The organism is Saccharospirillum sp. HFRX-2 (genome assembly GCF_043196805.1).
Taxonomy (GTDB): domain Bacteria; phylum Pseudomonadota; class Gammaproteobacteria; order Pseudomonadales; family Natronospirillaceae; genus Saccharospirillum.
The window spans coordinates 107454-133908 of record NZ_JBEBMU010000002.1; the positions used below are offsets into that span (position 1 = coordinate 107454).

22 protein-coding genes, 1 tRNA gene and 1 pseudogene are annotated in these 26455 nt (G+C 56.7%); 14 read left to right on the forward strand and 10 right to left on the reverse strand.

The features are described from left to right. The first annotated feature begins 21 nt into the window (after window positions 1-21). From ABMA60_RS07060 to ABMA60_RS07075, 4 genes are all read left to right on the forward strand, one after another. Window positions 22-441: a GNAT family N-acetyltransferase gene (locus tag ABMA60_RS07060; protein ID WP_392800750.1), complete on the forward strand. Its 420-nt coding sequence runs from the start codon at window positions 22-24 to the stop codon at window positions 439-441. Between the two features lie 81 nt (window positions 442-522). Continuing rightward, window positions 523-999: a GNAT family N-acetyltransferase gene (locus tag ABMA60_RS07065; protein ID WP_392800754.1), complete on the forward strand. Its 477-nt coding sequence runs from the start codon at window positions 523-525 to the stop codon at window positions 997-999. Further along, complete coding sequence (locus tag ABMA60_RS07070; protein ID WP_392800757.1) at window positions 996-1451, forward strand: FAD-binding oxidoreductase; 456 nt, start codon at window positions 996-998, stop codon at window positions 1449-1451. Before ABMA60_RS07065 ends, ABMA60_RS07070 begins: the two co-directional genes overlap by 4 nt. Before the next feature lie 45 nt (window positions 1452-1496). Beyond that, on the forward strand, window positions 1497-2639 hold the full coding sequence (locus ABMA60_RS07075) for a trans-sulfuration enzyme family protein (RefSeq protein ID WP_392800760.1): 1143 nt from the start codon (window positions 1497-1499) through the stop codon (window positions 2637-2639). Window positions 2640-2643: 4 nt separating this feature from the next. On the opposite strand, the gene ABMA60_RS07080 is transcribed toward ABMA60_RS07075, so the two are convergent. The 6 genes from ABMA60_RS07080 to ABMA60_RS07105 all read right to left on the reverse strand — a co-directional run bounded on the left by ABMA60_RS07080 (window position 2644) and on the right by ABMA60_RS07105 (window position 10175). Continuing rightward, window positions 2644-3963 carry a YihY/virulence factor BrkB family protein gene (locus ABMA60_RS07080; protein WP_392800763.1) on the reverse strand — a complete coding sequence of 440 codons (1320 nt, stop codon included), beginning with the start codon at window positions 3961-3963 and terminating at the stop codon, window positions 2644-2646. A 69-nt stretch (window positions 3964-4032) separates the two neighbouring features. Further along, window positions 4033-5622: an ATP-binding cassette domain-containing protein gene (locus tag ABMA60_RS07085; protein ID WP_392800766.1), complete on the reverse strand. Its 1590-nt coding sequence runs from the start codon at window positions 5620-5622 to the stop codon at window positions 4033-4035. Next, complete coding sequence (locus ABMA60_RS07090) at window positions 5609-7300, reverse strand: ATP-binding cassette domain-containing protein (protein ID WP_392800769.1); 1692 nt, start codon at window positions 7298-7300, stop codon at window positions 5609-5611. Before ABMA60_RS07090 ends, ABMA60_RS07085 begins: the two co-directional genes overlap by 14 nt. A gap of 42 nt (window positions 7301-7342) precedes the next feature. Beyond that, on the reverse strand, window positions 7343-7462 hold the full coding sequence (gene cydX, locus ABMA60_RS07095) for a cytochrome bd-I oxidase subunit CydX (RefSeq protein WP_392800773.1): 120 nt from the start codon (window positions 7460-7462) through the stop codon (window positions 7343-7345). 11 nt (window positions 7463-7473) lie between these two features. Beyond that, window positions 7474-8616, reverse strand: coding sequence for a cytochrome d ubiquinol oxidase subunit II (gene cydB, locus ABMA60_RS07100; protein WP_392800776.1), 1143 nt, complete (start codon window positions 8614-8616; stop codon window positions 7474-7476). Continuing rightward, window positions 8613-10175 (reverse strand): cytochrome ubiquinol oxidase subunit I, encoded by a 1563-nt coding sequence (locus ABMA60_RS07105; RefSeq protein WP_392800778.1) that lies wholly within the window; start codon window positions 10173-10175, stop codon window positions 8613-8615. The genes cydB and ABMA60_RS07105 overlap by 4 nt, the downstream gene beginning before the upstream one ends. Before the next feature lie 250 nt (window positions 10176-10425). On the opposite strand from ABMA60_RS07105, the gene ABMA60_RS07110 reads away from it, so the two are divergent. Next, entirely contained in the window at window positions 10426-11124 is a 699-nt protein-coding gene (locus ABMA60_RS07110; protein WP_392800781.1) for a hypothetical protein, read from the forward strand. Between the two features lie 24 nt (window positions 11125-11148). On the opposite strand, the pseudogene metH reads toward ABMA60_RS07110, so the two are convergent. Further along, window positions 11149-14881: pseudogene (gene metH, locus ABMA60_RS07115) on the reverse strand (methionine synthase). A gap of 376 nt (window positions 14882-15257) precedes the next feature. On the opposite strand from metH, the gene nfuA reads away from it, so the two are divergent. The 4 genes from nfuA to ABMA60_RS07135 all read left to right on the forward strand — a co-directional run bounded on the left by nfuA (window position 15258) and on the right by ABMA60_RS07135 (window position 18613). Beyond that, the gene (gene nfuA, locus ABMA60_RS07120; protein ID WP_392800784.1) at window positions 15258-15851 is read left to right on the forward strand and encodes a Fe-S biogenesis protein NfuA; all 594 of its coding nucleotides are present in this window, start codon (window positions 15258-15260) and stop codon (window positions 15849-15851) included. 537 nt (window positions 15852-16388) lie between these two features. Then, window positions 16389-16667 (forward strand): YqjD family protein, encoded by a 279-nt coding sequence (locus tag ABMA60_RS07125; protein WP_392800787.1) that lies wholly within the window; start codon window positions 16389-16391, stop codon window positions 16665-16667. Window positions 16668-16697: 30 nt separating this feature from the next. Then, window positions 16698-17159, forward strand: coding sequence for a hypothetical protein (locus ABMA60_RS07130; RefSeq protein ID WP_392800790.1), 462 nt, complete (start codon window positions 16698-16700; stop codon window positions 17157-17159). Window positions 17160-17314: 155 nt separating this feature from the next. Beyond that, the gene (locus ABMA60_RS07135) at window positions 17315-18613 is read left to right on the forward strand and encodes a DUF2254 domain-containing protein (RefSeq protein ID WP_392800793.1); all 1299 of its coding nucleotides are present in this window, start codon (window positions 17315-17317) and stop codon (window positions 18611-18613) included. Between the two features lie 15 nt (window positions 18614-18628). Here the strand turns inward: ABMA60_RS07135 and ABMA60_RS07140 are convergent, their stop codons facing one another. Genes ABMA60_RS07140 through ABMA60_RS07150 form a run of 3 tightly spaced genes read right to left on the reverse strand, consistent with a single transcriptional unit; the run spans window position 18629 to window position 21003 of the window. Beyond that, window positions 18629-19237 (reverse strand): DNA-J related domain-containing protein, encoded by a 609-nt coding sequence (locus ABMA60_RS07140; RefSeq protein WP_392800796.1) that lies wholly within the window; start codon window positions 19235-19237, stop codon window positions 18629-18631. Further along, window positions 19237-20097, reverse strand: a complete 861-nt coding sequence (locus tag ABMA60_RS07145; RefSeq protein WP_392800798.1) for a D-hexose-6-phosphate mutarotase — start codon at window positions 20095-20097, stop codon at window positions 19237-19239. Before ABMA60_RS07145 ends, ABMA60_RS07140 begins: the two co-directional genes overlap by 1 nt. A 12-nt stretch (window positions 20098-20109) precedes the next feature. Beyond that, window positions 20110-21003, reverse strand: a complete 894-nt coding sequence (locus ABMA60_RS07150; protein WP_392800801.1) for a DUF1853 family protein — start codon at window positions 21001-21003, stop codon at window positions 20110-20112. A 35-nt stretch (window positions 21004-21038) separates the two neighbouring features. Between ABMA60_RS07150 and ABMA60_RS07155 the strand changes: the two genes are divergently transcribed. The 5 genes from ABMA60_RS07155 to ABMA60_RS07175 all read left to right on the forward strand — a co-directional run bounded on the left by ABMA60_RS07155 (window position 21039) and on the right by ABMA60_RS07175 (window position 26065). Further along, window positions 21039-21941, forward strand: coding sequence for an NAD(+) kinase (locus tag ABMA60_RS07155; protein WP_392800804.1), 903 nt, complete (start codon window positions 21039-21041; stop codon window positions 21939-21941). Between the two features lie 30 nt (window positions 21942-21971). Next, a complete protein-coding gene (locus tag ABMA60_RS07160; RefSeq protein ID WP_392800807.1) occupies window positions 21972-22250 on the forward strand; it encodes a YeaC family protein in 279 nt (92 codons plus the stop codon). Further along, window positions 22247-23101 carry a DUF2797 domain-containing protein gene (locus ABMA60_RS07165; RefSeq protein WP_392800809.1) on the forward strand — a complete coding sequence of 285 codons (855 nt, stop codon included), beginning with the start codon at window positions 22247-22249 and terminating at the stop codon, window positions 23099-23101. The genes ABMA60_RS07160 and ABMA60_RS07165 overlap by 4 nt, the downstream gene beginning before the upstream one ends. A gap of 64 nt (window positions 23102-23165) precedes the next feature. Continuing rightward, window positions 23166-25799, forward strand: coding sequence for an aminopeptidase N (gene pepN, locus ABMA60_RS07170; protein WP_392800812.1), 2634 nt, complete (start codon window positions 23166-23168; stop codon window positions 25797-25799). A 190-nt stretch (window positions 25800-25989) separates the two neighbouring features. Continuing rightward, window positions 25990-26065 (forward strand) — tRNA-Ala (locus tag ABMA60_RS07175). Window positions 26066-26455 lie beyond the last annotated feature (390 nt).

The window sequence follows — 26455 nt, forward strand, 5'->3', positions numbered from 1 at the left end:
CGTGTATTCGAGGTAACCGAGGTGACAGAGATTGCGTTAATACTCCAGTCGGTATCCTGGCAACAGGTTCTCCCTGTCCGCCATCAAGTGTTGTGGCCGGATAAGCCGGAGTCTTTTTGTCGGGTTGAGGGAGACGAGTCAGGCTGGCATTTGGGTGGCTTTGTCGGTGACCAACTGGTCTCTGTCGCTTCTGTTTATTACCACGGCAATGAAGCGCGCTTACGCAAATTCGCTACCTTGCCGGCATTCCAGAGGCAGGGCATTGGTACAGCGATGCTGTCTCAGCTGTTGACCCAGCTTCGATCTCAGTCGGTTCATTATTTCTGGTGTGATGCGCGGGAGACGGCTCAGGGTTTTTACCAGCGCTTTGGTTTGCAGGTGGAAGGCGAGCGTTTTTATAAGGGTGATACTGCTTATTTTCGGATGGGGCTTTGGTGCTGAACTGGTTCCCGGCTCAGGCCGTCCCTTGGCGCCAAAGGACCCTTCTGTGGTAAAACAGAAGCGAATGTTTTGCAGTACATCATGATGATCACTCTACGCAGATTAACCCCCGCCGATTGGGACGACGCCCGCACCTTGAGTGTGGCCGAAGCGCAACGCGAGTTTGTTGGCACCCTGGATGACATTCTGGACGCCGCCCAACCCACCGACCATTTCCATTTTATTGAACGCGATAACCAGCCGGTCGGTTTCTGTAATATCGATACCGCCTACAGTCAGTTTTACGACTTCGCCGAACCGGGCGAGTTGGGATTGCGCTCCTTTTTGATTGATCAGCGCTTTCAGGGCCAGGGTTTGGGTAAGGCAACCGGCGCGGCCTTGGTGCCTTATCTGAAACAACATTATTACCAGCACCCGGCGATTGTCCTGACGGTCAATCAGCGCAACCTGGCGGCTTATCATCTGTATCGTCTGGCTGGTTTTGAAGATGACGGCGAGTTGTATCTCGGTGGCGCAGCCGGACCTCAGCATGTGTTGCGACTGAGATTGAACGCATGAAACGCTGGTGGCTTGTGGGCAGTTTGTTGTTGGCATCAGTCAGTACCAACGCCGATGAATTGAAACCCTTCACCACCGATGGTTGCAGCGTTTTTCCCGACGGCACGCCGCGCCAGCAATCGCTCTGGCTCGACTGCTGTATCGCCCATGACCTGGCTTACTGGATGGGTGGCACGCGCGATGAACGACGCCAGGCCGATGAAGAATTACGCCAGTGTGTGGCCGACATTGGTGCAGAAGAAATCGGTGAGATCATGCTCGCTGGTGTCCGCGTTGGCGGCTCGCCATATTGGCCAACTGGTTATCGCTGGGGTTACGGCTGGGGTTTGTGGCGCGGCTATGAAGCGGTCACCGATGAAGAGCTTGAGCAGGTGCATCAGCGGCTGAATGAAATGCGTCGGTTGCTGGACAAGCTGGATGAGCAACTCGCCGTTCCAGTAGCGGAAGACTAGAGCATGCTATTATCGCGGCGTTAATCGCTACCTGATGTATCAATTATGGCTCAGCAAAAACAACCCGCCACACTTGCCGCCCAGGCAATGGGCTTGATCGACGACACCAGCCAGGCGCTGGTGCCACCCATCTATACCGCCACCACTTACCAGCGGGCGCCGGACAACAGTTACCCGACCGGTAACGTCTATTCGCGCCCGAATAACCCGACTTACCAACCTGCCGAAGCCTTGTTAACGGCGCTGGAAAACGGCGCTGACTCGATGCTTTTTGCCTCGGGTATGGCGGCTGCGACGGCGGTGTTTCAGACCTTGCAAAGCGGCGATCATGTGATCGCTCCCAAAGTCATGTACTGGTCACTGCGTAACTGGTTGAAGCAGTTTGCCCAGCGCTGGCAGGTGACGGTGGAGTTTGTTGAGACCGAAGATTTGGCGCAGGTCGAACAGGCGTTAAAACCCGGTCAGACCAAGCTGGTTTGGTTGGAAAGTCCGGCCAATCCGTTGTGGTCGGTGACCGACATTGCTGCTGTGTGCAAATTGGCGCACGCCGCCGGTGCCAAGGTGGCGGTCGACTCCACCGTCGCCACGCCGATTCTGTGTCGGCCGCTGGAATTGGGTGCCGACCTGGTGATGCATTCGGCCACCAAATATCTGAACGGCCATTCCGATGTGATGGCGGGCGCTTTGGTCACCCCTCGCCAAGACGAATGGTGGCAGCAACTGGCCGCAGTGCGTGGTCAGCAAGGCGGTGTTCTCGGTCCCTTTGAAGCGGCTTTGTTGCTGCGCGGCATGCGCACTCTTGATCTGCGCGTAAAGGCGGCCAGCCAAAGCGCTTTGACCATTGCGCAAGCCATGCAAAAGCATCCTGCCTTGGTTGAAGTGTTGTATCCGGGTTTGCCGGACAGTCCCTATCACCAACTGGCGAGCGAGCAACTGAGCGGCGGCTTTACCGGCATGCTGTCGATTCGGGTAAGAGGTGGTGCACCAGGCGCTATTGCAGCGGCTGCGAGAATGAAGGTGTTTAAGCGCGCTACGTCGCTCGGTGGGGTCGAGAGTCTGGTCGAGCATCGCGCCAGTATCGAAGGCGAGGGTACGCCGGTGCCGGACGATCTGTTGCGCTTGTCGGTCGGTATTGAGGCCGTCGAGGATTTGATCGACGACCTTAATCAGGCATTGGCTGGTGTGTAAAGCGTCAGTCGGTCTGCCGCACCCAATCTTCCAGACTGCGCTGGTCGAAATGCTCGGCCAGTGCCGCTTCCAATTCTTCGATGGTCGCCCGCACCTGGGCATTCTGACCCGGCCCCGTGAGCGGCATATGATCGTTGGCGCGCAAGGCTGCCAATAACTGCGTCAGTGAGGTCTGATTCAGTGGTTTTGCAGGTACCAATCCCATGTCTTCGGTGCGCACCAGCAGGTGGTGCGACAAGAGTTTGCGCACCAGTCGGTCGGTGGTTTCCGGATCGGCGTTGCTGCTGGTGACCAGATGCATCAGCGTCGGTGCGGTCAGTCCCTGATCAAACCGATGCGCGATGCGATACATCAACGACAAGCCCAACTGTTCATCGCCCTGAGCGCTGGGCCGGGTTTGGCGTCGCGGGGTAATCTGATGCGAGTGCTGGCTGTAATAGGCCACGGTGGCGCCGGTCAGCAAAATCAGCCAGGCCAGATAAATCCACACCAACAGCAGAACGCCGACGGCGAAACCGGAATAAATCGCCGCAAAACGACCAGAACCGGCAACGAATACCGTGAATAAATAACCCACCGACTGCCAGGTAATACCGGCCACCGTACCGCCGATCAGAGCCGGCCGCAGCCGCACCTTGGTGTTGGGAATCAACACATACATAAAGGTGAACAGCACGATGATAAAGACGTAGGGCGCCAGCCGGGTGATCAGGGTGAACAGCCAGCTCAGCGGGGCAACTTCGAGTAAGTGATTAACCGTATCAGAGCTAACGATGGTGGCGGTGGCGCCCAGCGCTGAAAACGCCAACAGCGGACCAATCAGCATGACGCTGAGGTAGTTGCTGAGTTTTTGCGTCAGCGGTCGGGGTTGATGAACGCGCCAGGTCTGGTTAAAGGCGTGGTCGACTTTCTGCACCAGCGACAAGACGGTAAACACCAGCAAGCCTAACCCGACCGCGCCGAGCACACGCACCTGAATGTTGTCGACGAAGCCGATGACGTTATCGATGATTTCCTGACTGCGACTACCCAGTGGTGCCAGCAGCAAATTCTGCAATAACGGTTCGAGCTGATTGTGCACGCCGAAGCTTTTCAGTACCGAAAAAGTCAACGCCAGAAAGGGCACAACGGCCAACAGGGTGCCGTAGACCAGCCCCATAGCGTGCAGGTTGGTCGGTCCCTGAGTGAGGTCGCGGATCACTGCATAGAGGATGCGGCAAAACCGACGCAGGTAGCGCATCGGTATGGTGAGATCCTGGCTGGGCGTTTGCCACAGCCATTTATTAAAGCGCTGGTACCAGGGTTTGAATATGGATAGCGGCACGGCAAGCTCGTCGACAGCAATAAAACCTGAGTATCACAGGATTAGGGGCAGGGCGCCAAGACCGTTCGGTTACCAGCTGACTATCTGGGTCGGTTGTAGCCTGGCCGGCCGTTGGTGTGACGCCAGAATCAGAAGACGCTCGTCCGCCTTGTGCTGCAGTCGCTCGGCCAACTGTTGTTGGCGTGTTTCGTCCAAGCCTTCAAAGGGTTCGTCGAGCAGCCAAACAGGCGCATCGCGCAGCCAGGCGCGCGCCAGATTCAGGCGTTTCTGTTCGCCACCGGACAGTGGCCGGCCGGGTTCTCCGATCCACATGGTCAGGCTCTCGGCATTGGCCCAGTCGTCCAGCCCGGCCCAGTGCAGTGCGGCGCAGCAATCCTCGTCACTGGCATCCGTTTTCGCCAGCCTCAGGTTAGCCGCCAGCGTATCGCTGAAGACATGACCGAATTGCTCGATGAGGTGAAAGCAGGCCCGGCGCTGTTCAGCGCCCAGTTCAGTGCCGGCAACGCCATTTAAACGCAGTTCGCCCTGTTCCGGCAGTCGACCCAGCAAAGCCTGAAACAGACTGCTTTTACCCTGGCCGGAACCGGCATCGAGCAATACCAGGGCGGGTTGATTCAGTTCCAGGTCGAGCGGCGCGCCTTGGCGGTCGCTGCGCTGCCAGCGGTAGTCTTTGAGCTGCAGGTGAATCGCTGTGTCACCAGGCCAGGCAGCTGTGCTTGCGGCGGCGTTGGCAACTGGGGTCAGCAGCGGATTCAAACGCTGGGCGCGTTCGCGGCGTCGACTCAATTCCGGCAAAGCGCGGGCAGCGTTGGACAGCCAGTCTCGCGCGGCGACCCAGATCAACACTGGCACCAGCAGCAATGCCTGACCACGCGGGTCTGCACCGCTTTGATAGAGCCCATAACCCAGCGCCAAAACCGCCAGCCAACCCAGTATCTGTAAGCTGAACTCCAGTCGTTGGACCGAGGCTTCTTCAGCTAGATCGGCTTGCTGCCAATCTTGCCAGGCAGCTTGGACGGTGTTGGGTTCGCCCTGGTCAGGCAACAAACGCCAGATGGGCGCCGCGCGAGACCAGTCGAGCCAGGCTGAGCGCACCTCAGCGTGGCTGGCCAGGCTCACCTGAACCTGGCGGCGGTGCTGCACGAAGGACAGCGCCAGCAAGCCGATAGCGGCCGCCGCAAAGCCTAACCAGATGCTGACGGCTAAGGGCACCAGCCAGGCAAATAACAGCGACAGGCCAGACAGAATGACTGCCGCGCTGCCCAGCGGATGCCACACCTGTACCCAGAGACTGGCAAAGGCGTCGGCGTCGGCATCGACACGTTCCAGTGCTTCGGCTGAAGGCGCCGTTTCCGGCTCATGGACCAGCTTGGCAAACAGTCTAGCCCGTACGGCACCGAGGCGGTTGAGCAAGCCCAGATGGCCTACGTAGCGCTCGCCATAACCGGCCAGAACGCGCAGGAAGGCGATCATGCGGATCAGTGTTGAAGGCACGACATAGTTAAACTGCGCGGCCAAGCCCCAGGCGCCAGCGATGGCCGAGGCGGCGATAAACCAACCGGACAGCGCCAGCAAACCCAGCACCATGGCCAGATAGACTAAGGCTAAACCGAAACCGGCCCACTGCCATTGACGGGTGCGGCGATCAAGCGGCAACACGGTGCAACCTCCCGTCGCCATCGGCGTGCCAGATGCGGTTAAAGAAACTCGGGTTCAGCGTGCGGTGCGACACCCAGACCAGCGTCGTGTCGGCCAGCCGCGCTTCCAGCAGAGCCACCAGTTCACGGTGTTCGCGTTCGGACAGATGCGCGGTGGGTTCATCGAGCAGTACCAGTTCCGGTTGCAGCGCCCACAACCGTGCCAGCGCCAGACGTTGTGCCTGCCCGCCGGACAGCGGCGGGTGCTCGCCCAGTTCGGTATCCAGGCTGTGAGGTAATTGTGCCAGCCAAGAGCTCAGGCCGACGGCCTCGATGGCCTGTTCAGCGGTTTCACGGCTGGCTTGATTCAGGGTGATATTTTCCAGCACCGAGCCGGGCAACAAGACCGGACGTTGCGTCAGCAGGGCGACGGAACCGCTTAAGCCTTTTAAGTGGCTGACGTCCTGGCCATTGAGTTGCCAGTCGCCAGCGATGGGCCGTAGCCCCATCAAGGCATCAATCAAGGTGGATTTGCCAGCGCCGGACGGACCTTGCAACCAGACACGATCGCCGCGCTTAAACTGCAACTGTTCACCATCGATAATGACGTCGCCTTCGTAACCCAAAACCTGCCAGTGCTGTGCGCTGAGTTGTTCGAAGCGCGTGCGGGCGTTATCGGCATCGCTGACCAGCGCCTGGTTGAGCACCGGGGCCAGCTCTTCGGCCGCGGCGATGGCATCGGCACGGGCGTGATAGAGCTTGCCCATGGCTTTTAACTCGGCGAAAAACGCCGGCGTTAATAACAATAAAAACAGGGCCGTGCCCAAATTGAATGGCCGACCCCAGAAACCAAAATTCAATTCGCCGAGCAGCGAGAAACCGATATAGACGGCGACCAGTGCGACCGACAGGGTCGCCAGAAAATCCAGCACCGAGGCGGATAAAAACGCCAGCCTGACGACTTCAGCGGTGCGCTGTTCCAGTTCGCCGTGCGCCTGTTTAAAACGCTGCAACTGGGCATCGGACTGGTTCAGCGTCCATAAGGTGGCGGCGCCTTGCAGGCGATCCATAAAGAAGGCGCCGAGGCGATCCAGAGCGGTAAAATGGCGGCGCTGTGCCTGAGCCGCGCCGACGCCGACGATCCACATAAAGAGCGGCATCAGCGGCAGGGTGAGCAGCAGGATTAAACCCGCCACCCAACTGATCGGCCATACCAGTAACAACACCAGCAGCGGCATTACACTCGCCAGCCAGCGTTGCAAGGAATAGTCGATGAGGAAATGTTCGACGGCTTTAAGCCGTTTAGTGAGCAGGTCGTGCCAGGCCGACAGCGAATGACGGCGCAATAACACCCAACCTTTGTCATAGCCCTGACTAAAAAGCTCGCTGGCCAGGCGACCGGTCAGGCGTTCTGCCAACCGGCTGCGTGCGCGCAAGCGAGCTTCGGAAAATAACCATTGAGCGGCGATCAGGGCGATCAAGCCGCTCATCATGGCTAGGGCAGGCCACTGACCGTTCACCAACAGATTGTGAACCATCAGTGCCAGCACGGCATAAAGCCCTAGGGTGATCACCAGACCGGCGAGCGCCAGGCCTTTCAGTCCGGTCATAGCCGCCCGGATGGAGCGGCCTTGGGCGTCGAGCCAGTTCAGCTCGACGGCGTTCTCACCGGTATTGTCACCCTGACGGGGCTTGCTCATGCGTAACCCTTACTGCTGAGTTTCAAACGGCTATGCCTGGGTTCAGGCGTCGTCCTGATCCAGCGGTCGATCCAGATTCTCGGTGGCTTCAAGCCACATGGCGTTGATGATGCCGAAACTGCAGGCCAGTAACACGCCGAGAATCCAAGTGAAGTACCACATAGTCGATCTCCTTAATACAGGGTATGAGCCTGACCAGATGCAACATCTTGCTCACGGACACGGCCGCGCATTTTCCAGAAACACCAGGAGGTATACGCCAGAATAATGGGCACGAAAATCAGCGCGACGACCAGCATGATCATCAGAGTCATCTCACTGGAAGACGCATCCCAAACCGTCAGCGACATACTCGGATTAGCGGAGCTGGGCAGCATGAACGGGAACAGTGAGCCACCGGCGGTGAAGATAATGCCGGCCATGGACAGGCTGCTGGTGACAAAAGCCCAGCCGCTGCGGCTGATGCGGCTCAACCAGGCAGTTGCCAGAGCGGCAGCGATGCCGACTACGGGAGCCAGAATCAACAGCGGGAAGCGACCGTAGTTAGCCATCCAGGCACCGGCTTCGCGTACGGCTGTGCTGTTCAGCGGGTTGGACGGGCCGTTTGTCACCACCGCACCGGTCATGACATAGCCATCGATACCGAAGGCCACCCAGACACCAGCCAGAGCGAACAGCACGGCGGTGGCAATACCCAGAATGTAGGCAACGAAACGAGCACGCGTCAGCAAGACACCGTCGGTTTTCAGTTGCAGCCAGACCGCGCCGTGCATCAACAGCATGGCCACACTGACCAGACCGGTGAGGATGGCAAACGGATTCAGCAAGCCAAAGAAAGAACCGTGATAGGTGACTTTCAGTACATCATCAAAGGTGAAGGGCACGCCCTGAATGACGTTGCCAAAGGCGACGCCGAAGATCAGCGCAGGCACAAAGCCACCGGCGAACAGCGCCCAGTCCCAGGCTTTACGCCAGGTCGGGTTGTCCAGCTTGGAGCGGTAATCGAAACCGATCGGACGCATCCACAGCGCCGCCAGGGTAACGAACAGCGCCAGGTAGAAACCGGAAAAAGCGGTGGCGTAGATGAACGGGAAGGCAGCAAAGATGGCACCACCGGCGGTGATAAACCAAACCTGGTTGCCGTCCCAGTGTGGACCAATGGTATTGATCATCACGCGACGTTCTTCGTCGCTACGACCGACCAGCGTCAGCAAAGAGCCGACGCCCAGGTCGAAACCATCGGCGATGGCGAAACCGATCAGCAGCACGCCGACCAGTAACCACCAGATGACTCGCAGCAGTTCGTAATCGATCATGACTGCACTCCTTTCAAGGCGTAATCAGTGTCGGTTTCGGCGCTGTCATCGCTCGGGCCTTTGCGGGCGAATTTCTGCATCAGATAGAAACCGAGAATAAACATGACGGTGTAGAACAGTGTGATGCCAAGCAGTGTCAGCACCACATCGCTGACCGCCAGGTTAGACACCGCCGTATGCACCGGCAGTACTTCGGCAATCGCCCAGGGTTGACGACCGTATTCAGCGACAAACCAACCGGCTTCACAGGCAATCCACGGCAGCGGCAGTGAGAACAGCGCCACTTTCAAGAACCAGCGCGGCTTGGCGATGCGGTGACGGGTACTCAGCCAGAAGGCATAGAGGAAGACCGCCAGCATCAGGAAACCGGAGGCGACCATGATGCGGAAGCTCCAGAACAGCGGTGCCACTTTCGGGATGCTGTATTCAACGGCGTTATCGATGGCCGCTTGCGATGGCTTGGTGATGTCGTCGGTAAATGGCTGCAGCAGCATGGCGTAGCCGAGGTCGTCTTTGTTGGCATCGAACACCGCTTGCTGTTCGTCCGTTGCGGTACCGGCGCGGACTTCATCGAGCAGCGCGTAGGCGTCGACGCCGCTGATGATGCGCTCGCGGTGAATCTCTTTGAGATCCTTCAGACCGACCACTTCTTCATCCAACGAACGCGTCGCGATGATGCCCATTACCCAGGGAATCTTGATGGCGAAATCGGTGGATTCGGTTTCGTCATTAGGGAAGCCGATCAGCGTAAAGCCAGCCGGAGCGGGTTCGGTTTCCCATTCGGCTTCGACCGCAGCCAGTTTCACTTGCTGCACGTCGCCCAGCTCGTAACCGCTTTCGTCACCGAGAATGATGACCGACAGCGTAGACGCCAGACCAAAGCTTGCAGCAATGGCGAACGAGCGCCGCGCGAAAGCAATGTGGCGGTTGCGCAACAGATAATAAGCGGAAATCGCCAGCACAAAGATGGCAGCGGTGACGTAACCGGCAGAGACGGTGTGCACGAATTTCACCTGAGCGACCGGGTTCAGCAGTACCTCGGCAAAGCTCTGCATTTCCATGCGCATGGTATCGAGGTTCAACGCGCTGCCGATGGGGTATTGCATCCAGCCGTTAGCGATCAGAATCCACAACGCTGAAAGGTTGGAGCCCAGCGCAACCAGCCAGGTGACGGCCAAATGCTGCACACGGCTCAGTCGATCCCAGCCGAAGAAGAACAGACCGATAAAGGTGGATTCCAGGAAGAAGGCCATCAAACCTTCAATCGCCAGTGGCGCGCCAAAAATATCACCCACGTAGTGCGAGTAGTACGACCAGTTCATACCGAACTGGAATTCCATAGTGATGCCGGTGGCAACACCGAGCGCGAAGTTGATACCAAACAGCTTGCCCCAGAACTTGGTCATGTCGCGATAAATGGTTTTGCCCGTCATCACATAGACGGACTCCATAATCGCCAACATAAAGGTCATGCCCAGGGTCAGCGGCACGAAGATAAAGTGATACATGGCTGTCAGGGCGAACTGCAGCCTGGAAAGCTCGATCAGGGTTTCATTCATGGTCACATCCTCAGAGACCGGGAATGGAGTGGCCGGCACGGTGACCGGTCGGTTCGGATTTTGCGATGGCAACTATCGCGCAACCGGCATGGAGGGATCTTGACCTGAGTCAACAAGCAGTAAAGGCCGTGGCTGACAGCGAATCAAGAAAGATCAGAGACGCCAGCGGACAGATGCGACTCCTGCCGATTTAACCTCAAGGCGCTTACGCCGATAACTTTAAAAGCAAGGGTGTAACTGAGGGATGGGTATGACACTGATCATTAATAATGTGGCGATCGCTCCGGCTCAAGGAGACCAGGCGGCAACCACCACATCGCGCCATAAAATCATTGAAGGTTCGCCATTACCGGAAGTCGATTTGGCCGACTTCGCCACGGCAGAAATCACCATTGAGGCGGCCTCGCCAGATCCGACGCTGGAACAGAAGGCGGCGGATGGCAGGGCCAAAATGGATGCCATGCTATATGGTCTTGGGCCGTTGCGTTTTCCGGCGTCTGCAGCCTTGGCCAAGACCGAGCAATTGGAAGAACTGGTGGCTGAATTTGTACCAGAGCTCAGACGGGAGTCCTGGGACATCAGTGTGGACGACCAGGGTGAAACGGTAGTACTGGGTGACCTGCTGACCGACGAAGACAAAAGCTTTATTAAAAGCATGGCCTCGACTCTGGGTCTGGACGACGCCATGGCCGCTTATCGTGACGGCGTCATGGAAATGCTCGACATCAGCCGCAGTGTCCTCGGCCCGGCCGGCACCTGGGACCTGACCAAGGATAATTTCAGCGAGATTTTCCGCTTCCGCGAATTTGTTGAAGACGCAGGACCACCAGTGGATCGTTATCGCAGGAGCTTAGACGGTACCTATTTCAATACCTTGGGGGCCTTGCAGAAGCAGCTGTCAGAACGCGCCAGCCTGGTGCCCAGGACCGCTCTGTCGACCTACGTATAAAGCGCCTCGTCGTGCTCCAATAGTTTAGAGTTCGTCGTAACCCAGCGTCGGACGCAACCAGCGTTCGGCGGTTTCCAGGTCCCAACCTTTGCGTGTGGCGTAGTCTTCAACCTGATCGCGGTCGATTTTACCGAGGCCAAAATAGCGCGCTTCAGGATGCGCAAAATACCAGCCGCTGACCGATGACGCCGGCAGCATGGCGTAGCTGTCGGTCAGTTCGGTGCCGGTGGCAGCGGTGGCATCGAGCAGTTCAAACAGGGTGGCTTTTTCACTGTGTTCGGGGCAGGCCGGATAGCCTGGAGCCGGGCGGATGCCCTGATACTTTTCGGCGATCAGCGCTTCATTGTCGAGCGTCTCATCGTTGGCATAACCCCAGTATTGCTTGCGCACTTTTTCGTGCATCAATTCGGCGAAAGCTTCGGCAAACCGATCAGCCAGGGCTTTGACCATGATGGCGTTGTAGTCGTCCTGGTCGGCTTCAAACTGCTTGGCGAGTTCGTCAGCACCGTGGCAGCTGACGACAAAAGCGCCCATATAATCCTTAACGCCGCTGCTGGCTGGCGCCACAAAATCCGCCAGTGAGCGGTAAGCACGACCTTCAGGGCGGTCGGCTTGTTGGCGCAGATGGTTGAGGTGGGCTGCGGTTTCACTGCGCGCTTCGTCGCGGTAAAGACGAGTCACGTCACCCTCTAAAGCTTCAGCCGGGTAGAAGCCAATCACTGCATCGCATTGTAAGGCTTTGTCGGCAATCAACTGATCGAGCATGGCCTGGGCATCGCGAAAGAGTTTGGTGGCTTCTTCACCGACCACCTCGTCTTCCAAAATGCGCGGATATTTGCCGTGCAGTTCCCAGGTTTTAAAGAAGGGCGTCCAGTCGAAACGCTGACGAATTTCCGCCAGCGGATAATCTTTGAAGGTGCGGTTGCCGATAAATTGCGGTTGCGTCGGCTGGTAATTTTCCCAGTCGGTTTGGAAAGCACGCGCCCGAGCCTCGGCCAGCGGTGTGAAAACCTTGCTGCCGCGTTTGCGCGCATTGGCTTCGCGCACACCCTGGTACTCGTCCTGCAAATTGGCCACAAAGGTGGCCTTGTTCGCCGACAATAACTGGCTGACGACCGGCACTGACTTGGACGCATCCAGTACGTGCACCACTGGCTCGTTGTACTGGGGTTCGATCTTTACCGCTGTGTGCACTTTCGACGTCGTGGCACCGCCGATCAGCAGCGGCGTGTTCAAACCGCGTTTTTGCATCAGCTGAGCGACGTTGACCATTTCGTCGAGTGACGGAGTAATCAGGCCAGACAGACCGATGATGTCGGCATTGTGTTTTTCGGCGGCTTCGAGGATGTCTTCGGCCGGAACCATAACGCCCAAATCGATGACTTCGTAGTTGTTGCATGACAGCACGACACCGACGATGTTTTTGCCGATGTCGTGAACATCGCCTTTAACCGTGGCCATAATGATGACGCCGTTGCTTTCACCTTCGGTGCCGGAGAGGCGTTTTTCTTCTTCAATATATGGCAGTAAATAGGCGACGGCTTTTTTCATCACCCGGGCGCTTTTAACCACCTGAGGAAGAAACATTTTGCCGGCGCCGAACAGATCGCCGACGACGTTCATGCCGTCCATCAGCGGGCCTTCAATAACCTCAATTGGCTTGTTGGCTGCCTGGCGTGCCTCTTCAGTATCGACTTCGATATATTCGGTGATGCCTTTCACCAGCGCATGGGTCAGACGTTCCTGCAAGCCCCATTCGCGCCATTTGAGTTTGTCGGTTTCTTTATTGGCAGAAGCGTTTTCTTTAACGGATTCGGCGAAATCGACCAGCCGCTCGGCGGCATCGTCACGACGGTTTAAGACGACGTCTTCGACGTGTTCGAGCAGGTCCGCTGGTATGTCGTCATAGATGGTGAGCATGCCAGCGTTGACGATGCCCATGTCCATACCGGCCTTGATGGCATGGTACAAAAACACCGAGTGCATGGCTTCGCGTACGGTGTCGTTACCGCGAAACGAAAAAGATACATTGGACACGCCGCCAGAGACTTTGGCACCCGGTAAGTTCTCTTTAATCCAGCGCGTCGCCGCGAAGAAATCGACGCAGTAATTATTGTGTTCGGGGATGCCAGTGGCGACTGGAAAGATGTTTGGATCGAAGACAATATCCTGAGGTGGAAAGCCGACTTTATCGACCAATAAACGGTAGGAGCGTTCGCAGATTTCGATGCGGCGTTCGTAGGTGTCGGCCTGGCCGTCGGTATCGAATGCCATGACCACCACGGCTGCACCATATAACTTGATGCGTCTTGCCTGCCGCAGAAACGGCTCTTCACCTTCCTTTAACGAAATGGAGTTAACTATCGCCTTGCCTTGCACGCACTTTAGGCCCGCTTCGATGATCGACCACTTGGATGAGTCGATCATAAAGGGCACTTTGGCGACGTCGGGCTCGGACGCCAGCAGGTTCAGATAACGCACCATGGCGGCTTCGCCGTCGAGCATGGCGTCGTCCATATTGACGTCGATAATCTGGGCGCCGTCTTCGACCTGAACGCGGGCAATATCGACCGCTTCTTCGTAGTTCTCTTCCTGAATCAGCCGGGCAAACTTGCGCGAACCGGTCACATTGGAGCGCTCGCCGACGTTAACGAAGCCGGTGGTGGCATTGACGACCAGCGGTTCGAGGCCGCTGAGCACCATAGCGGGGACGCGATTAGACGGCATCGACAACCTCCGCCTTCGGCTGGCGAGGTGAATAACGATCGGCCAACGCTTTCAACTGCGCCAGATGCGCCGGTGTGGTGCCACAGCAACCACCAATGATGTTGACGTGGCCTTCCGATAAATAAGGTTCAACCAGCGCAGCCATCTGCGCCGGGTCCTGATCGTATTCGCCGAATTCGTTGGGCAGGCCGGCGTTGGGGTGAGCGGAGACCAGACAATCGGCGTGTTTATCGAGCGCGATGATGTGCGGCAGCATGTCGTCGGCACCCAGGGCGCAATTCAGGCCGATGCTGAATAACTCGCCATGTTGTAGCGACACCCAGAAGGCTTCCGGCGTCTGGCCCGACAAAGTACGACCGCTGGCGTCGGTGATGGTGCCGGAGACCATCAACGGCAGGTCGATGCCGCGCTCTTCTTTCAATTGCAGCACCGCAAACACAGCGGCTTTGGCGTTCAGCGTGTCGAAGACGGTTTCCACCATGATGATATCGACGCCGCCATCGACCAGTGCATCGGCCGCCTCGCGGTAGGCGGTCACCAGGTCGTCGAAACTGACCAGACGTTTGCCAGGGTCGTTCACATCCGGCGAGATGGAAGCCGTGCGGTTGGTCGGGCCTAAGCAGCCGACCACAAAGCGCGGTTGATCCGGTGTTTTTTCCGTCCAGCGATCGGCGCTGCGGCGCGCGCACTGGGCTGCGGCGATGTTGATATCGCGCACCGCGTATTCCAAGCCGTAATCCGCCTGGGCGATGGTGGTGGCGCTGAAGGCGTTGGTGCAGGCGAAGTCGCAACCGACGGCAAAAAACGAATCGTGGATTTCTTCGATGATTTCCGGCCGGGTCAACGACAGCAGGTCGTTGTTGCCTTTGAGTGGGCTGGGGTGATCTTCAAAATGACCTTTGCGGAAATCAGCTTCTTCCAGCGGATAACCCTGAATGGAGGTGCCCATGGCGCCGTCGAGCACCATAACGCGCTGGCGCAGTATCTGCTGCAGGCGTTCGGTAGTGGAAGCTTGGCTGGCTGCGTTCATTGAAGGTCCGCTGTTGTGTTGGAGAGTTGTGTTGTGAGCCGACGTCCTAATGGTAGGACGGTAGCAGGGCAGCTCTGCGGCTGCTGAGGGTTGCTAATGAAACACCATAAGAGCGCAACTTTCAATCTATATCAAAAAACTTTGATATAGAAATTATACCGTTATCTCTTGGGTTTCCGCTCAGGCTAGGGTGGATGGCAGCCAATCAAGCCAGCATCTCCCGTCTCCCGTTAAGCTTCTCCCCCCAAGCGACTTGAAAAGTCGCGCGTGAATCCCATCTACAAACCCGACCAAAACACTCAGGTATTCAGGGTTGGCGTTTAATTGGGTAGAATGCACGCCGACTCGAAATCGACCTTCCCACGGAGTCAGTGGCATGGATATTCAAATGAACATTACCGAATCGGCCCAGGAGTACCTGGCCGGTTTGCTGGCAAAGCAGAGCAGCGATGGTGTCTCCGTACGCATGTTCGTCACTCAGCCGGGCACCAAATATGCCGAAACCTGTCTGGCCTATTGCCGGCCGGGTGAAGAAAAAGACAACGACGAGATCATCGAACTGAGCCAGTTCCGGGTTTACCTGGAAAAAAACAGCTTGCCGTATCTGGATGAAGCCGTGGTTGATTTCGCCAAGGATCAAATGGGCGGTCAGCTGACCATCAAGGCGCCGAACGCCAAGATGCCCAAAGTGACCAGCGACAGCCCGCTGCAGGATCAGGTGAATTACATTCTGTTCACCGAAATTAATCCGGGTCTGGCATCGCACGGTGGTGAAGTCAGTCTGGAAGAACTGACCGACCAGAACGTCGCTGTACTGCGGTTTGGCGGTGGTTGCCAGGGTTGCTCGGCGGTTGATATCACGCTGAAAAACGGTGTAGAAGCGACCTTGCTGGAAAAAGTACCGGGTCTGGCTGGTATTCGCGATGTAACCGACCATACGGTTACTGAAAACGCCTACTACCAAGCCTAATCAGAACCCCACCTGCCTTGTTGAACGTGGCAGCCAGCAATAGCTGGTGTGCCACGCTGTCCTGCTCCTGTACCAAAAGCCTAAAATCAGTATCACCGGGCCTCCGATGCGTTACTTGAATTTCTGCTGCACAGCCTTGGGTTACTGACGGATTTTCTTTTGCATAAACGGCAATGGTCTGCCGGTTTGTTGTGCTCTGAACTTTTTGAACTTCAAACTAAAAGCAATCGCTATGCAATTGAGCCCAATTAAAAATATTTTATGTAAAGACTATTTGGTTTTTTGTTAAGGAGTAACAGAAAATTACCCTGTTCGGCCGCATATCGGTAAAAGATAACGACATTTATTGAACCACTTATCAACTTCCTAACATCAAATGTAAAGCCAGCTTGTCTAATTTTTTGCTTTGGCTTGAAATGCACTTCGTCAGTCTCATCTCTAGTAGCAAGTCGCCAAGAAGTAACGACTTTATATTCATCGCTCTTATTAACACGCTTATTTTGAGCAACGGTTAAATTGAAAAAAGGGAAATGAATCATGGCAACTGAAAAATCAGCAGACGAGTTGGAACAACTGAAAGCAGAAATTTCCAAATTAAAGGCGGATTTGTCAGATATCACCGGCTCACTAAGAGACCTGACTGAACGCAAGGCCAGTGAAGGTCGTGACCGAGTGAAGCGGGCAGCAAATGAAGCCTGGGAACCGGCCAACAAGGCGATTAACAGCGCTGAATCTGAAATCAGTCAACACCCCTTGTCTTCAGTCGCTTTGTCGTTCGGAATTGGTATGATGCTTGGCAAGTTGCTGAGTAAGTAAACCAATCGGAGCACGAGAGGTGAGGGAACCATGCTAGAACAGTTAAAGGTCCAAGCCACAGGCTTGGGCCTTTCTTTCGTGGGTATTGCGTTGGTCGGAATCTGGTTCGGCGTGGCGGTATTTCTGGGGCTGCAAGAAGTGTTGCATCCTGCTTGGGCGGCTGCGGCAACCGGCGGTATTTTCTGTGTTGTTATTTTGTTGGTGATGGCCGTTTTACGCGCCAGGCATAACCGACAAAAACGCAGACGCGCCGCTGCAATGAATGATATTGCATTGCCCGGCATTGAAACGATCCTGAGTGGTGTTCTGGGTGGTACCTCTACCCAGTTTATCAAGCAACATTCCGATCGGGCGACGCTGATTGCTCTGGTGCTTGGTGGTGTTGCCGGCTATAGCCAGAAAAGTCGTGAGACAATGCTGTCAGTATTGAAAGGCATGGTCGCTGCGTTACAAGCAACGGAGCAGTCGGATGACCCGGCCGACAAAGGTTAGTCCAGGCTTGGTTTTCCGTGGTAAAAATTGAGTTTGAGTAAAAGGACGCTTAGTGGCGTCCTTTTTTTTGTGGTTTTCATGTCTCCTTGTTCGAGCCAAATGGTGATGGCTGGTGATACTTTGACGATAACGGATGTCACAGCGTGGAGGGCGCTATGCCAGATTTTATTCAAAACCTGATTGTTCGCATCCGCGCCAGTTTATGGGCATTACCGGCTTTGATGTCACTGCTGTCCGGAGCCCTGGCCATAGCGATGCAGGTATGGGATTTCAGTCTGGGCATTAGCCACCACGCTTGGTGGCTGTTTTCCGGCGACTCGGGCTCGGCGCGCGATCTGCTGTCAACGCTGCTGTCGGGCATAATCACCATGACGTCGCTGGTGGTGTCGATCACCGTGGTGGTGTTGTCTTTGGCGGCGGGCCAGATGGGGCCGCGACTGATTCGCAATTTTCTGATCGACCGACAGATCCAAATGATAATCGGACTGTTTGCCGCCACCATCGTGTTTTGTCTGATTACCTTGCGCAGCGTCAGCGACGAACTCAGCGGAGAAGATTTACCGCACATGGCGATCAATATCGCCTCGGTGCTCAGTGTATTGTGTTTGTTTGCGCTGTTGTTTTATGTGCATAAGGTGGCGCGATCGATCATCGCCGATACCTTGGTGACCGAGGTGGCTAACGATCTGGAAGCGGCTATTGCTCGAGCCGGAGAACGTCATAACGACCAGACTGAAAAACGGCCAGAACCGAGGGTGGGTGAGCCGGTGGCAAGCATCTCTCTTCAGCAACGCGGTTACGTTCAGGTGATTGAATATCCCAAGCTGGTTGCGCTGGCCTGTGACCGTGATTGGTTATTGCGCCTGCACTGTCATCCGGGTCACTTTCTGTTGCGCGGTGGCGAACACTTAAGTGTGCTCAGTGGTTCGTCACCGACGGAAGAGGACATTGCCAGGCTGCGCGCTTGTTTTGTGGTAGGGGAGGAGCGCACACCCACACTCGACCTGGAATATTCCATTCGCCAACTGGTCGAAATTGCCATTCGAGCGTTGTCACCGGGCATCAACGATACCTTCACCGCCATTGCTGTAGTCAACCGCCTCGGTGCGGCGCTGGAAAAAGCCTGCCAGAACGTGCAGCCACCGTCTCAGTACGCCGATGACGATGGTCAGTTGCGCTTGCTGGCACCTACCCAGGATTTCGGCGGGTTGGTCGATACCGCCTTTAATCAGATTCGCCAATCGGCGACGCGTTCGCCTGCGGTGTTGATTCAGATGGGACGGATCCTCTGTGCGCTGGCGGCGGTCACTGATGCTCATGAGCATCAGGCCAGTGTGCTGGCGCATCTTCAGAAATTGCGCCGCTGTGCCCGAACTCATGTGGAAGACGAGGATGATCTGGCTGATTTTGAGGCGGTGGTTGGACCGACCTTGGATGGAAATAATAAGTCTTAAGCGTGGCGCGACGGTCTATCGGTCTTGGGAAAGCGTTTTACCGGCCTTAGGCAAAAGCTGTTCATAGGCTTCGCGGATACGCCGAAATTTTTCCGGATCTCCGCCTTTATCGGGATGGTGCTCGTTAGCCAATTGGCGATAACGGCTGCGAATGGTGTTGCGATCAGCCGTTTCATCCAGTCCCAGCTCTGCCAGGGCTTGCGGGCGTTGTTCTTCGCCGAGCAGGCGTTTCCAGAAACCATCTAATAGATCCTGCACGCTGTCACTGGTTTCGCGGCTCAGGTTATTGCCATTTAGATAGTAATCGCGCAGTGAGGCAGTGCTGCTCAGTTGTTGGTTAGCGCCTTCGCCAATGGGGCGAATGGCGATGCGCAGCGGTCCGATGTCGAGCAGGCAACGGCTGGCTCGCCACCATTGCTCCTGCAGTCGGTAGAGCACGTGCATCAGGATAAAGTGGTGCTGGAACAGCAACAGCGGGTCGCCCAGGTTGGGTTTGGGGAAGAGACTGCCGTATTCCCGATCCAGCTGTTGGATCAGTTCGAACTCGCTTAAGCCGGCCGGAGTGGCGGCCAGGGTGTTGGCGACCGCATCCATCAGCCCGGCAGGCACATCCAGCTTTTGCATCAGTGACTCTGTTCGCTGCTGATCTCACAGATCAGCGTATGACTGTGGCCGGCTTTGAGCAAACGAGCATCCTCGGCGGCGTTGGCCGCTTCCAGACAGAGCATCTGTTGGTAGTCGTCGTCGTTGAAGTTCGACAGTGTTTTGCTTTTCTCAACCCAAGGGTTCCACACCACCACCGAACGACTGCCCTGACGCTTGATGCGGGTGATATGGCCGTCGCCCCGGTTCAGTCGCAGTGGGTCACCGCGATCAAGCACAATGCGATCGATTTCCTGCTCAACTCTAAAGCTCGTCGGCCAGATGGCGCTCTGACCGGTCAGCTTGTCGTGGTAGAACTGGCCATCCAAGCCGGCGATCGCGGCTTTTGCCAGATCGGTGATGGGAAAATAGCTGTGCAGCGCCTGACTTAACTGAAATGGTTGATTGCTGAGGTTCTGGGTGGTCAGCGCCAGGATCAGGCTGTCACCGACGCTGACCAGCAGTTCAGCTCTGGCCTGAAGGGGAAACGCTGGGTCAGAGCCATCGGTGTCGAGCCACAGACGCAGGTCGGTGCGGTTATCGTTTTCAGCGAGCAACTCCCATTCCCAGGTGCGGGTGCGTGCCAGGCCGTGAGCTGGCGCAGTCGGCTCACTTGGGTGGTCGCCAAACCAGGGCCAGCAAATGGGAATACCACCGCGAATGGCGCGGCCAGCTTGATAAGCTTCGGCGTCCGATACCCAGAGCAGGTCCGGCTGGCCTTGAGGTTGGTAGGCCGTTAAATGCGCTCCCTGAGTGTACAGCTCGGCGCGGGCAGCCTGATTTTCGATGTTCAGCCGTACCAGTCCAGATTCCAGTTTCGTTTCAGTCAGGGTAGTGCCCAAGCGGTTACCTCCTTAAGGCGTGCTGTTGTCAGCTGAAAAACGCTGAAGAATACGGGCTTGGGCTGCCGCTGGCCAGTTGTCGGGAACCACAAACCAGTGTTGTGGTGGGCCATCGCCCAGGCAGCCGAAAAACTGGTTGGGCAGCGGGTGGCGTGGCGGGGCGTCGGCTTCCCGGGCGGTATCGGCGAGCCAGTTGGCTTTGTTGATCCACTGTCCGTGAAATGGCTGGCGCTGGAATTCGCTGAGCCTGAGCCATTGTCCCAAAGGGGCTTGTTGGGAAAGCGGCGTTAATGTCGCTGGCGGCTGATCGAAAGGCGTAAAACCACGGCCGACGACCCAGACCTCGCTGCGATCGGGAAAGGGCAGTTCGGTCGGCCAGGCGTCGGCTTCGCGCGCCAACTGCGGCAACCGGCGCTGGTGTTGATGCAGTCGCTGCATTTTGAGCGCCAGAAAATCACGCAAGCCCGCGCCAATCCAATGACAAGCCGGATCGATGCCAGCGCAGGCCGGCGCTGCCAGATAAAATTTCAGCGCCAGTTCCAGGTGCAGAATTGCGCCGCTGGAGCGGTCTTCGAGCAAAAGGTCCAATTCGCCCAGAGTGCGTTGTTTGGCCTGAATGATGCGATTACTGGCCAGCAGGCGGTAACGACCGCTGGCGGTTAACAGCGCTGCGGCCAAGGCTTCGAAGTAGGCGCCGAGGCGACCCTGGCGCAGCTGTTCCAACTGATGCAGCACCGCAGCGGGCAGTGACGCAGACAAGGCCTGCGCCGGAAAATCAGGGCGCCAAGCGAGTTCGTCAGCTGATAACAGCGCCGGAACCTGCTGCACCCAGTCCAGGTCGGCCAGGGTGGTTGCGCTGTAGATGTGGTCAGCGGCTTCGTTCACCAGGTCTCCGTCTGCTATCATTGCCGTCCTTTTTGACGATAACTGAAGCCGCCTAGATGACCAAACCGACCGCGCCGTCTGCTTTCAACTCCATCGGCATAGTAGGCCGCCTGGGCAGTGACAACGTGGCGCACACTGTGCAACGCCTGACGCAATTGCTCAGTCGGGAAGGCAAGACTTATGCGGTTGATCAACCCCTGGCCGAAGCGGTCGGTGGTTTGAACGCCGCAGTTAAAAGCCGTGATGAACTGGGCCAATGGGCTGATCTGATCATCGTCGTCGGTGGTGATGGCACCCTGTTAGGCGCAGCGCGTGACCTGGCCAAATTCGATGTGCCGCTGTTGGGTATCAACCGCGGGCGTCTCGGCTTTCTGACCGACATTATGCCGTTTGAAATGGAAGCCGGTGTGCTGGCCGTGCTCGGTGGCGATTATGTCGCTGAAGATCGCTTCCTGCTCCAGGCGCAGGTGGTGCGCGACGGCAAGGCTTTGGATTCCGGCTGCGCGTTGAACGATGTGGTGCTGCACTCGGGTCAGTCGATCCGCATGATCGAATTTGAACTATATATCGATGATCAGTTTGTCTACAGCCAGCGTTCGGATGGCCTGATCGTCTCGACGCCGACGGGGTCAACGGCCTATGCCATGTCCGCCGGTGGCCCGCTGGTGCATCCCAGCCTCGATGCCATGATTCTGGTGCCGATGTTCCCGCACAGCCTGAGCAATCGACCGATCGTTGTCGGGGCCGATGCTCAGTTGCGCATTCATGTGGGTCCGGCGACGGGGGAATCGCCTCAGGTCAGCTGCGATGCCCAGCATCATCTGGCCATCGAAGCCGGCGATGAACTGCACTTACACCGTTACCCGCACAAGTTGCACCTGCTGCACCCTTCGGGTCACAACTATTATGAAATCTGCCGGACCAAGCTCGGCTGGGGCAACCCGCTCGATGGTCGTTAGATTCCAATTCAAGCATTCGGAGTGTTCGCTATGAACTTTCAAGAGGTGGCGGCCAATTTGACGCCGGAAGTTTACCAACGTCTCAGAGAAGCCGTGGAGCTGGGCAAGTGGCCGAATGGCGATCTGTTAAGCCGCGAGCAAAAGGCGTTATGTCTGGAAGCCCTGATGACTTATGAAGCGCGCAACGGTATTCCGCAAGACCAACGCATCGGTTATATCGAACGGCCTGACGGCACCCAGGCAAATCCGCTGGCCGATAACGACGTTCAACCCATCCGCATGATGGGCGACGGAGACACCCTGCAATGAATCAGGATTTGTTTGCCCCAACGCCCGGCGAAGAACTCGGCCGCGGCAATCTGGAAAAAATGGTTACCCGGGCCGGCAGTCCGGTGCGTTATACCCTGCATCTGGGTGGCGCTGAAGTCGATATGAATGACCGCCTGGGCCAGCCGGTGCGGCTGGAGTTCACCGGCACCATCAACTGTATATACTGCGGCAAGGTGACCAACAAGAGTTTTGGTCAGGGCTTTTGTTATGAGCATTTTATCTCTCTGGCGCAGTGCGACAGCTGCATCATGAGCCCGGAAAAATGTCACTTCCACGAAGGCACCTGCCGCGAGCCGGAGTGGGGCGAAGAGCACTGCATGCAAGCGCATTATGTCTATCTGGCCAATGCCAGTGGCATCAAGGTCGGTATTACCCGCGGCAACCAGATTCCCACCCGCTGGATCGACCAGGGCGCGACTCAGGGTATGGTTATTGCCCGTGTCAGCACGCGCCGTCTGGCCGGTCTGCTCGAAGTGATTTTTAAGCAGCATGTCGATGACAAAACCAACTGGCGCACCATGCTCAAAGGCACCGCTGAACCGTTGGATTTACCGGCGATTCGCGATCAACTGTTCAGCGAGTGCCGCAGCGAGTTGGATGCGGTGCAGCGTGAATTCGGTATTCAGGCGGTGCAGTTGATCGGCCATGGCGATATCCAGTCGCTGGACTATCCGGTGCAGCAATACCCGGAAAAAGTCAGCAGTTTTAATCTTGATAAGCAGGCGATCGTGGAAGGGACTTTGCTGGGCATTAAAGGCCAGTATTGGATTCTTGATACCGGTGTTATCAATATTCGCCGTCACACCGGCTATGAGGTTGTGCTGAGCTGATTTGACCTCATCTTGGCGACCTGTGTTTTTATTACCGATTTTTTTTTTACAGAGCGAGACCGATATGCGCACCCAGGATCCGAAAACCATCTACCTGAAAGACTACCGGGAACCGGACTTTTGGGTGAAGCACACCGATCTGACGGTACGCATTTTCGATGACCACACCGAAGTCACTTCGCAACTGCAGTTGAACAAGAACATCAATACCGGCGGCCGCGATCTGGTGTTGAACGGTGTCGATCAGGAAATCATCGAACTGACCTTAGACGGCAAAACGCTGGGTGAAGCCGATTACCGTCTGGAAGGTGAGAGCCTGACGCTGACCTGCGCTGCCGACGAAGCCGTTTTCAGCGCCCGTACCCGCATCTACCCCCAGCACAATACCTCGCTGGAAGGGCTTTATCAGTCTGGCTCTATGTTTTGCACTCAGTGCGAAGCGGAAGGTTTCCGCAAGATCACTTTTTACCCGGACCGCCCGGATGTGATGGCAACGTTCACAACTCGCATCGAAGCCGATAAAGAGCGTTTTCCGGTTTTGCTGGCAAACGGTAACCCGGTCGGCGAGGGCGAACTGGATGACGATCGTCATTTCGCCGTCTGGGATGACCCGCACCCCAAGCCGAGCTATCTGTTTGCCATGGTCGCCGGTCAGTTGGCGCGCCAGGACGATACCTTTACCACTGCCAGCGGCCGTGAGGTCAGCCTGCGGATTTTTGTTGAACCGCAGAATGCCCACAAGGTTGATTTCGCATTGGAATCGTTGAAAAAAGCCATGCGTTGGGATGAAGAACGCTTTGGCCGCGAATACGATCTGGATCTGTTTATGATCGTCGCGTCTGACTTCTTCAACATGGGCGCCATGGAAAATAAAGGCCTGAATATTTTTAACAGCGCCGCCGTATTGGCAACGGCCGATACTTCTAAAGATATGAGCTTCGAACGCATTGAAGCCATCATTGCACACGAATACTTCCACAACTGGTCGGGCAATCGCGTCACCTGCCGCGACTGGTTCCAGCTGTCACTGAAAGAAGGCTTCACCGTCTTCCGCGACAGCGAATTTACCGCCGATATGCACGACCGGGCGGTTAAGCGCATCGAAGACGCCACCGAACTGCGCGCTCGCCAGTTTCCGGAAGACAATGGCCCTATGGCACATCCGGTACGGCCGTCGTCGTACATCGAAATCAACAACTTCTATACCGCCACCGTCTATGAAAAAGGCGCCGAAGTGGTGCGGATGATTCAGACGTTGATCGGTGCAGATGCTTTCCGCAAAGGCAGTGATCTGTATTTCGAGCGCTTCGATGGGCAGGCGGTAACCACCGACGATTTTGTTGCCTGTATGGCCGAAGTCAGCGGCCGTGATCTGAGTCAGTTCAAGCGTTGGTACAGCCAGTCTGGAACGCCGCGACTGGCGGTCAAAGACAGCTTCGATGCGGATGCCGGGGAATACCGCCTGACCTTCGCGCAAAGCTGCCCACCGACACCGGGCCAGGATGAAAAAGAACCTTTTGTCATTCCCGTGAAACTGGGCTTGTTGGGTTCTGACGGCCAGGATCTACCCATCCAAACGGATGCCGACTACAACCCTGAAACCCAGGTACTGACGCTGACCGAAGCCGAAACCACAGTCACCTTCACCGGCTTGAGCGAAAAACCCGTACCGAGCCTGCTGCGTGATTTCTCCGCACCGGTGCGGCTGAGTTTCGGCTACGCTGACGATCAACTCGCTTTCCTGGCGCGTAACGACGTCAATGGTTTTAATCGCTGGGATGCTTTGCAGCAACTCTATCTGCGCACCATCTTGCGTCTGGCGGAAGATCATCGCGCTGGTCGTGAGTTAACCGTTCCAGGCATTCTCTTGGACACCGTCTCTCAAGTGGCAGGCGATGCCGAGCTGTCACAGGCGATTCGGGCGCGCATGCTCAGCCTGCCGAGCTACGCCATTTTGAAAGACGCCGTCGATGAGATTCACATCGAAGCGTTGATCGCGGCGCGTCGTAAGGTGGTCGATCGCATTGCCAGCGGCAACCGTGATCTGTGGCGTTCGCTGACCGAAAGCCTGGCTTCCAGCGCCGACTATGAGTTTAACGCTGAAGAAGCCGGTCGCCGCGATCTGCAAGGCGTTGCGCTGTGGTACTGGCTGAAAGCCGGTGACCAGGCTGCGTTTGATTTCTCTGCTGATCTGTACCGCCAGGCTGGTAACCAGACCGACCGTAGCAACGCTTTGCGGGCGGTATTGGCCGGCGATGACCAGGCCTTGCAGGACGAGATGCTGAGCAGCTTCTTCGAGCGTTGGAAAGGCGATAACCAGATGGTCGAGCAGTGGTTGTCGTTGCAGGCCGCTGCGCCGGGTGTGACCACCGCCGACATCCAAGCGCTGATGCAACATGAAGCCTTCGATGTGAAAAACCCGAACAAGGTGCGCTCGGTGATCGGTGGCTTTGCTGGCAACACCGAGTGCTTCCACGACGCCGAGGGCGCGGGCTATCAGTTGGTGGCCGACATGATCTCCAAACTGAATGCTCTGAACCCACAGATAGCGGCGCGCTTAGTCACTCTGTTTGCGGACTGGAAGCGTTACGAACCCCAGCGCCGCAGCCTGATGCAAAACGCGCTGAAGAGCATTCTGAGCACACCGGACCTGTCGCGCGATGTGTTCGAAATGGCGGAACGAGCCCTGAAAGGCTGATCTGCAAGAGTAGGGTGCCAAGTCGTTGAAATTTCTATAAAAAATGGCTTGACACTCTAAAGCACCGCCCGTAATATGCGCTTCGTTTTCGGGGCTCAGCACCTGGAAGCACCGTAAGACTTGAGGCTACAGCTTTTATGCTGCGAAGCAGTGCAGCTGGAATCCGAAGGCTCAAGAACTTGCAAAAATTGGGGCTATAGCTCAGCTGGGAGAGCGCCTGCATGGCATGCAGGAGGTCAGCGGTTCGATCCCGCTTAGCTCCACCAAATACTGAAAAGCCGATCCGACAGGGTCGGCTTTTTTTATTGTGGCAGCGAGTTCGGCTGGGAAAGCGCCTGCATGGCATGCAGGAGGTCACGCCGGGGTCGCGCACGACTTCGATCCCGCTTAGCTCCACCAAATTCTGAAAAGCCGATCCGACAGGGTCGGCTTTTTTTATTTCTGGGATGCTACAGGTATTAGGGCATCCCTGCGGGGGCTTCCAGCCGGCACATCCGTGTGCCGGCGCTCTGGCCTGCCGAAGCATGCTTCGGCTCGCTGTGCGACCGGCCAGAGCCCCGCTTAGCTCCACCAAATACTGAAAAGCCGATCCATATGGGTCGGCTTTTTTTATTGCGGCAAGATGTCGCGAACTCCCAGCCTGTATCTATTTCTGG

What these genes read in the sequence shown, in the direction of transcription:
- ABMA60_RS07155 (WP_392800804.1), top strand. Translation starts at nt 21,039, where the DNA reads ATGACCAAACCGACCGCGCCGTCTGCTTTCAACTCCATCGGCATAGTA.
- ABMA60_RS07065 (WP_392800754.1), top strand. Translation starts at nt 523, where the DNA reads ATGATGATCACTCTACGCAGATTAACCCCCGCCGATTGGGACGACGCC.
- ABMA60_RS07150 (WP_392800801.1), bottom strand. Translation starts at nt 21,003, where the DNA reads ATGATAGCAGACGGAGACCTGGTGAACGAAGCCGCTGACCACATCTAC.
- pepN (WP_392800812.1), top strand. Translation starts at nt 23,166, where the DNA reads ATGCGCACCCAGGATCCGAAAACCATCTACCTGAAAGACTACCGGGAA.
- ABMA60_RS07140 (WP_392800796.1), bottom strand. Translation starts at nt 19,237, where the DNA reads ATGCAAAAGCTGGATGTGCCTGCCGGGCTGATGGATGCGGTCGCCAAC.
- ABMA60_RS07125 (WP_392800787.1), top strand. Translation starts at nt 16,389, where the DNA reads ATGGCAACTGAAAAATCAGCAGACGAGTTGGAACAACTGAAAGCAGAA.
- ABMA60_RS07165 (WP_392800809.1), top strand. Translation starts at nt 22,247, where the DNA reads ATGAATCAGGATTTGTTTGCCCCAACGCCCGGCGAAGAACTCGGCCGC.
- ABMA60_RS07070 (WP_392800757.1), top strand. Translation starts at nt 996, where the DNA reads ATGAAACGCTGGTGGCTTGTGGGCAGTTTGTTGTTGGCATCAGTCAGT.
- ABMA60_RS07105 (WP_392800778.1), bottom strand. Translation starts at nt 10,175, where the DNA reads ATGAATGAAACCCTGATCGAGCTTTCCAGGCTGCAGTTCGCCCTGACA.
- ABMA60_RS07110 (WP_392800781.1), top strand. Translation starts at nt 10,426, where the DNA reads ATGACACTGATCATTAATAATGTGGCGATCGCTCCGGCTCAAGGAGAC.
- nfuA (WP_392800784.1), top strand. Translation starts at nt 15,258, where the DNA reads ATGGATATTCAAATGAACATTACCGAATCGGCCCAGGAGTACCTGGCC.
- cydB (WP_392800776.1), bottom strand. Translation starts at nt 8,616, where the DNA reads ATGATCGATTACGAACTGCTGCGAGTCATCTGGTGGTTACTGGTCGGC.
- ABMA60_RS07075 (WP_392800760.1), top strand. Translation starts at nt 1,497, where the DNA reads ATGGCTCAGCAAAAACAACCCGCCACACTTGCCGCCCAGGCAATGGGC.
- ABMA60_RS07090 (WP_392800769.1), bottom strand. Translation starts at nt 7,300, where the DNA reads ATGAGCAAGCCCCGTCAGGGTGACAATACCGGTGAGAACGCCGTCGAG.
- cydX (WP_392800773.1), bottom strand. Translation starts at nt 7,462, where the DNA reads ATGTGGTACTTCACTTGGATTCTCGGCGTGTTACTGGCCTGCAGTTTC.
- ABMA60_RS07135 (WP_392800793.1), top strand. Translation starts at nt 17,315, where the DNA reads ATGCCAGATTTTATTCAAAACCTGATTGTTCGCATCCGCGCCAGTTTA.
- ABMA60_RS07160 (WP_392800807.1), top strand. Translation starts at nt 21,972, where the DNA reads ATGAACTTTCAAGAGGTGGCGGCCAATTTGACGCCGGAAGTTTACCAA.
- ABMA60_RS07130 (WP_392800790.1), top strand. Translation starts at nt 16,698, where the DNA reads ATGCTAGAACAGTTAAAGGTCCAAGCCACAGGCTTGGGCCTTTCTTTC.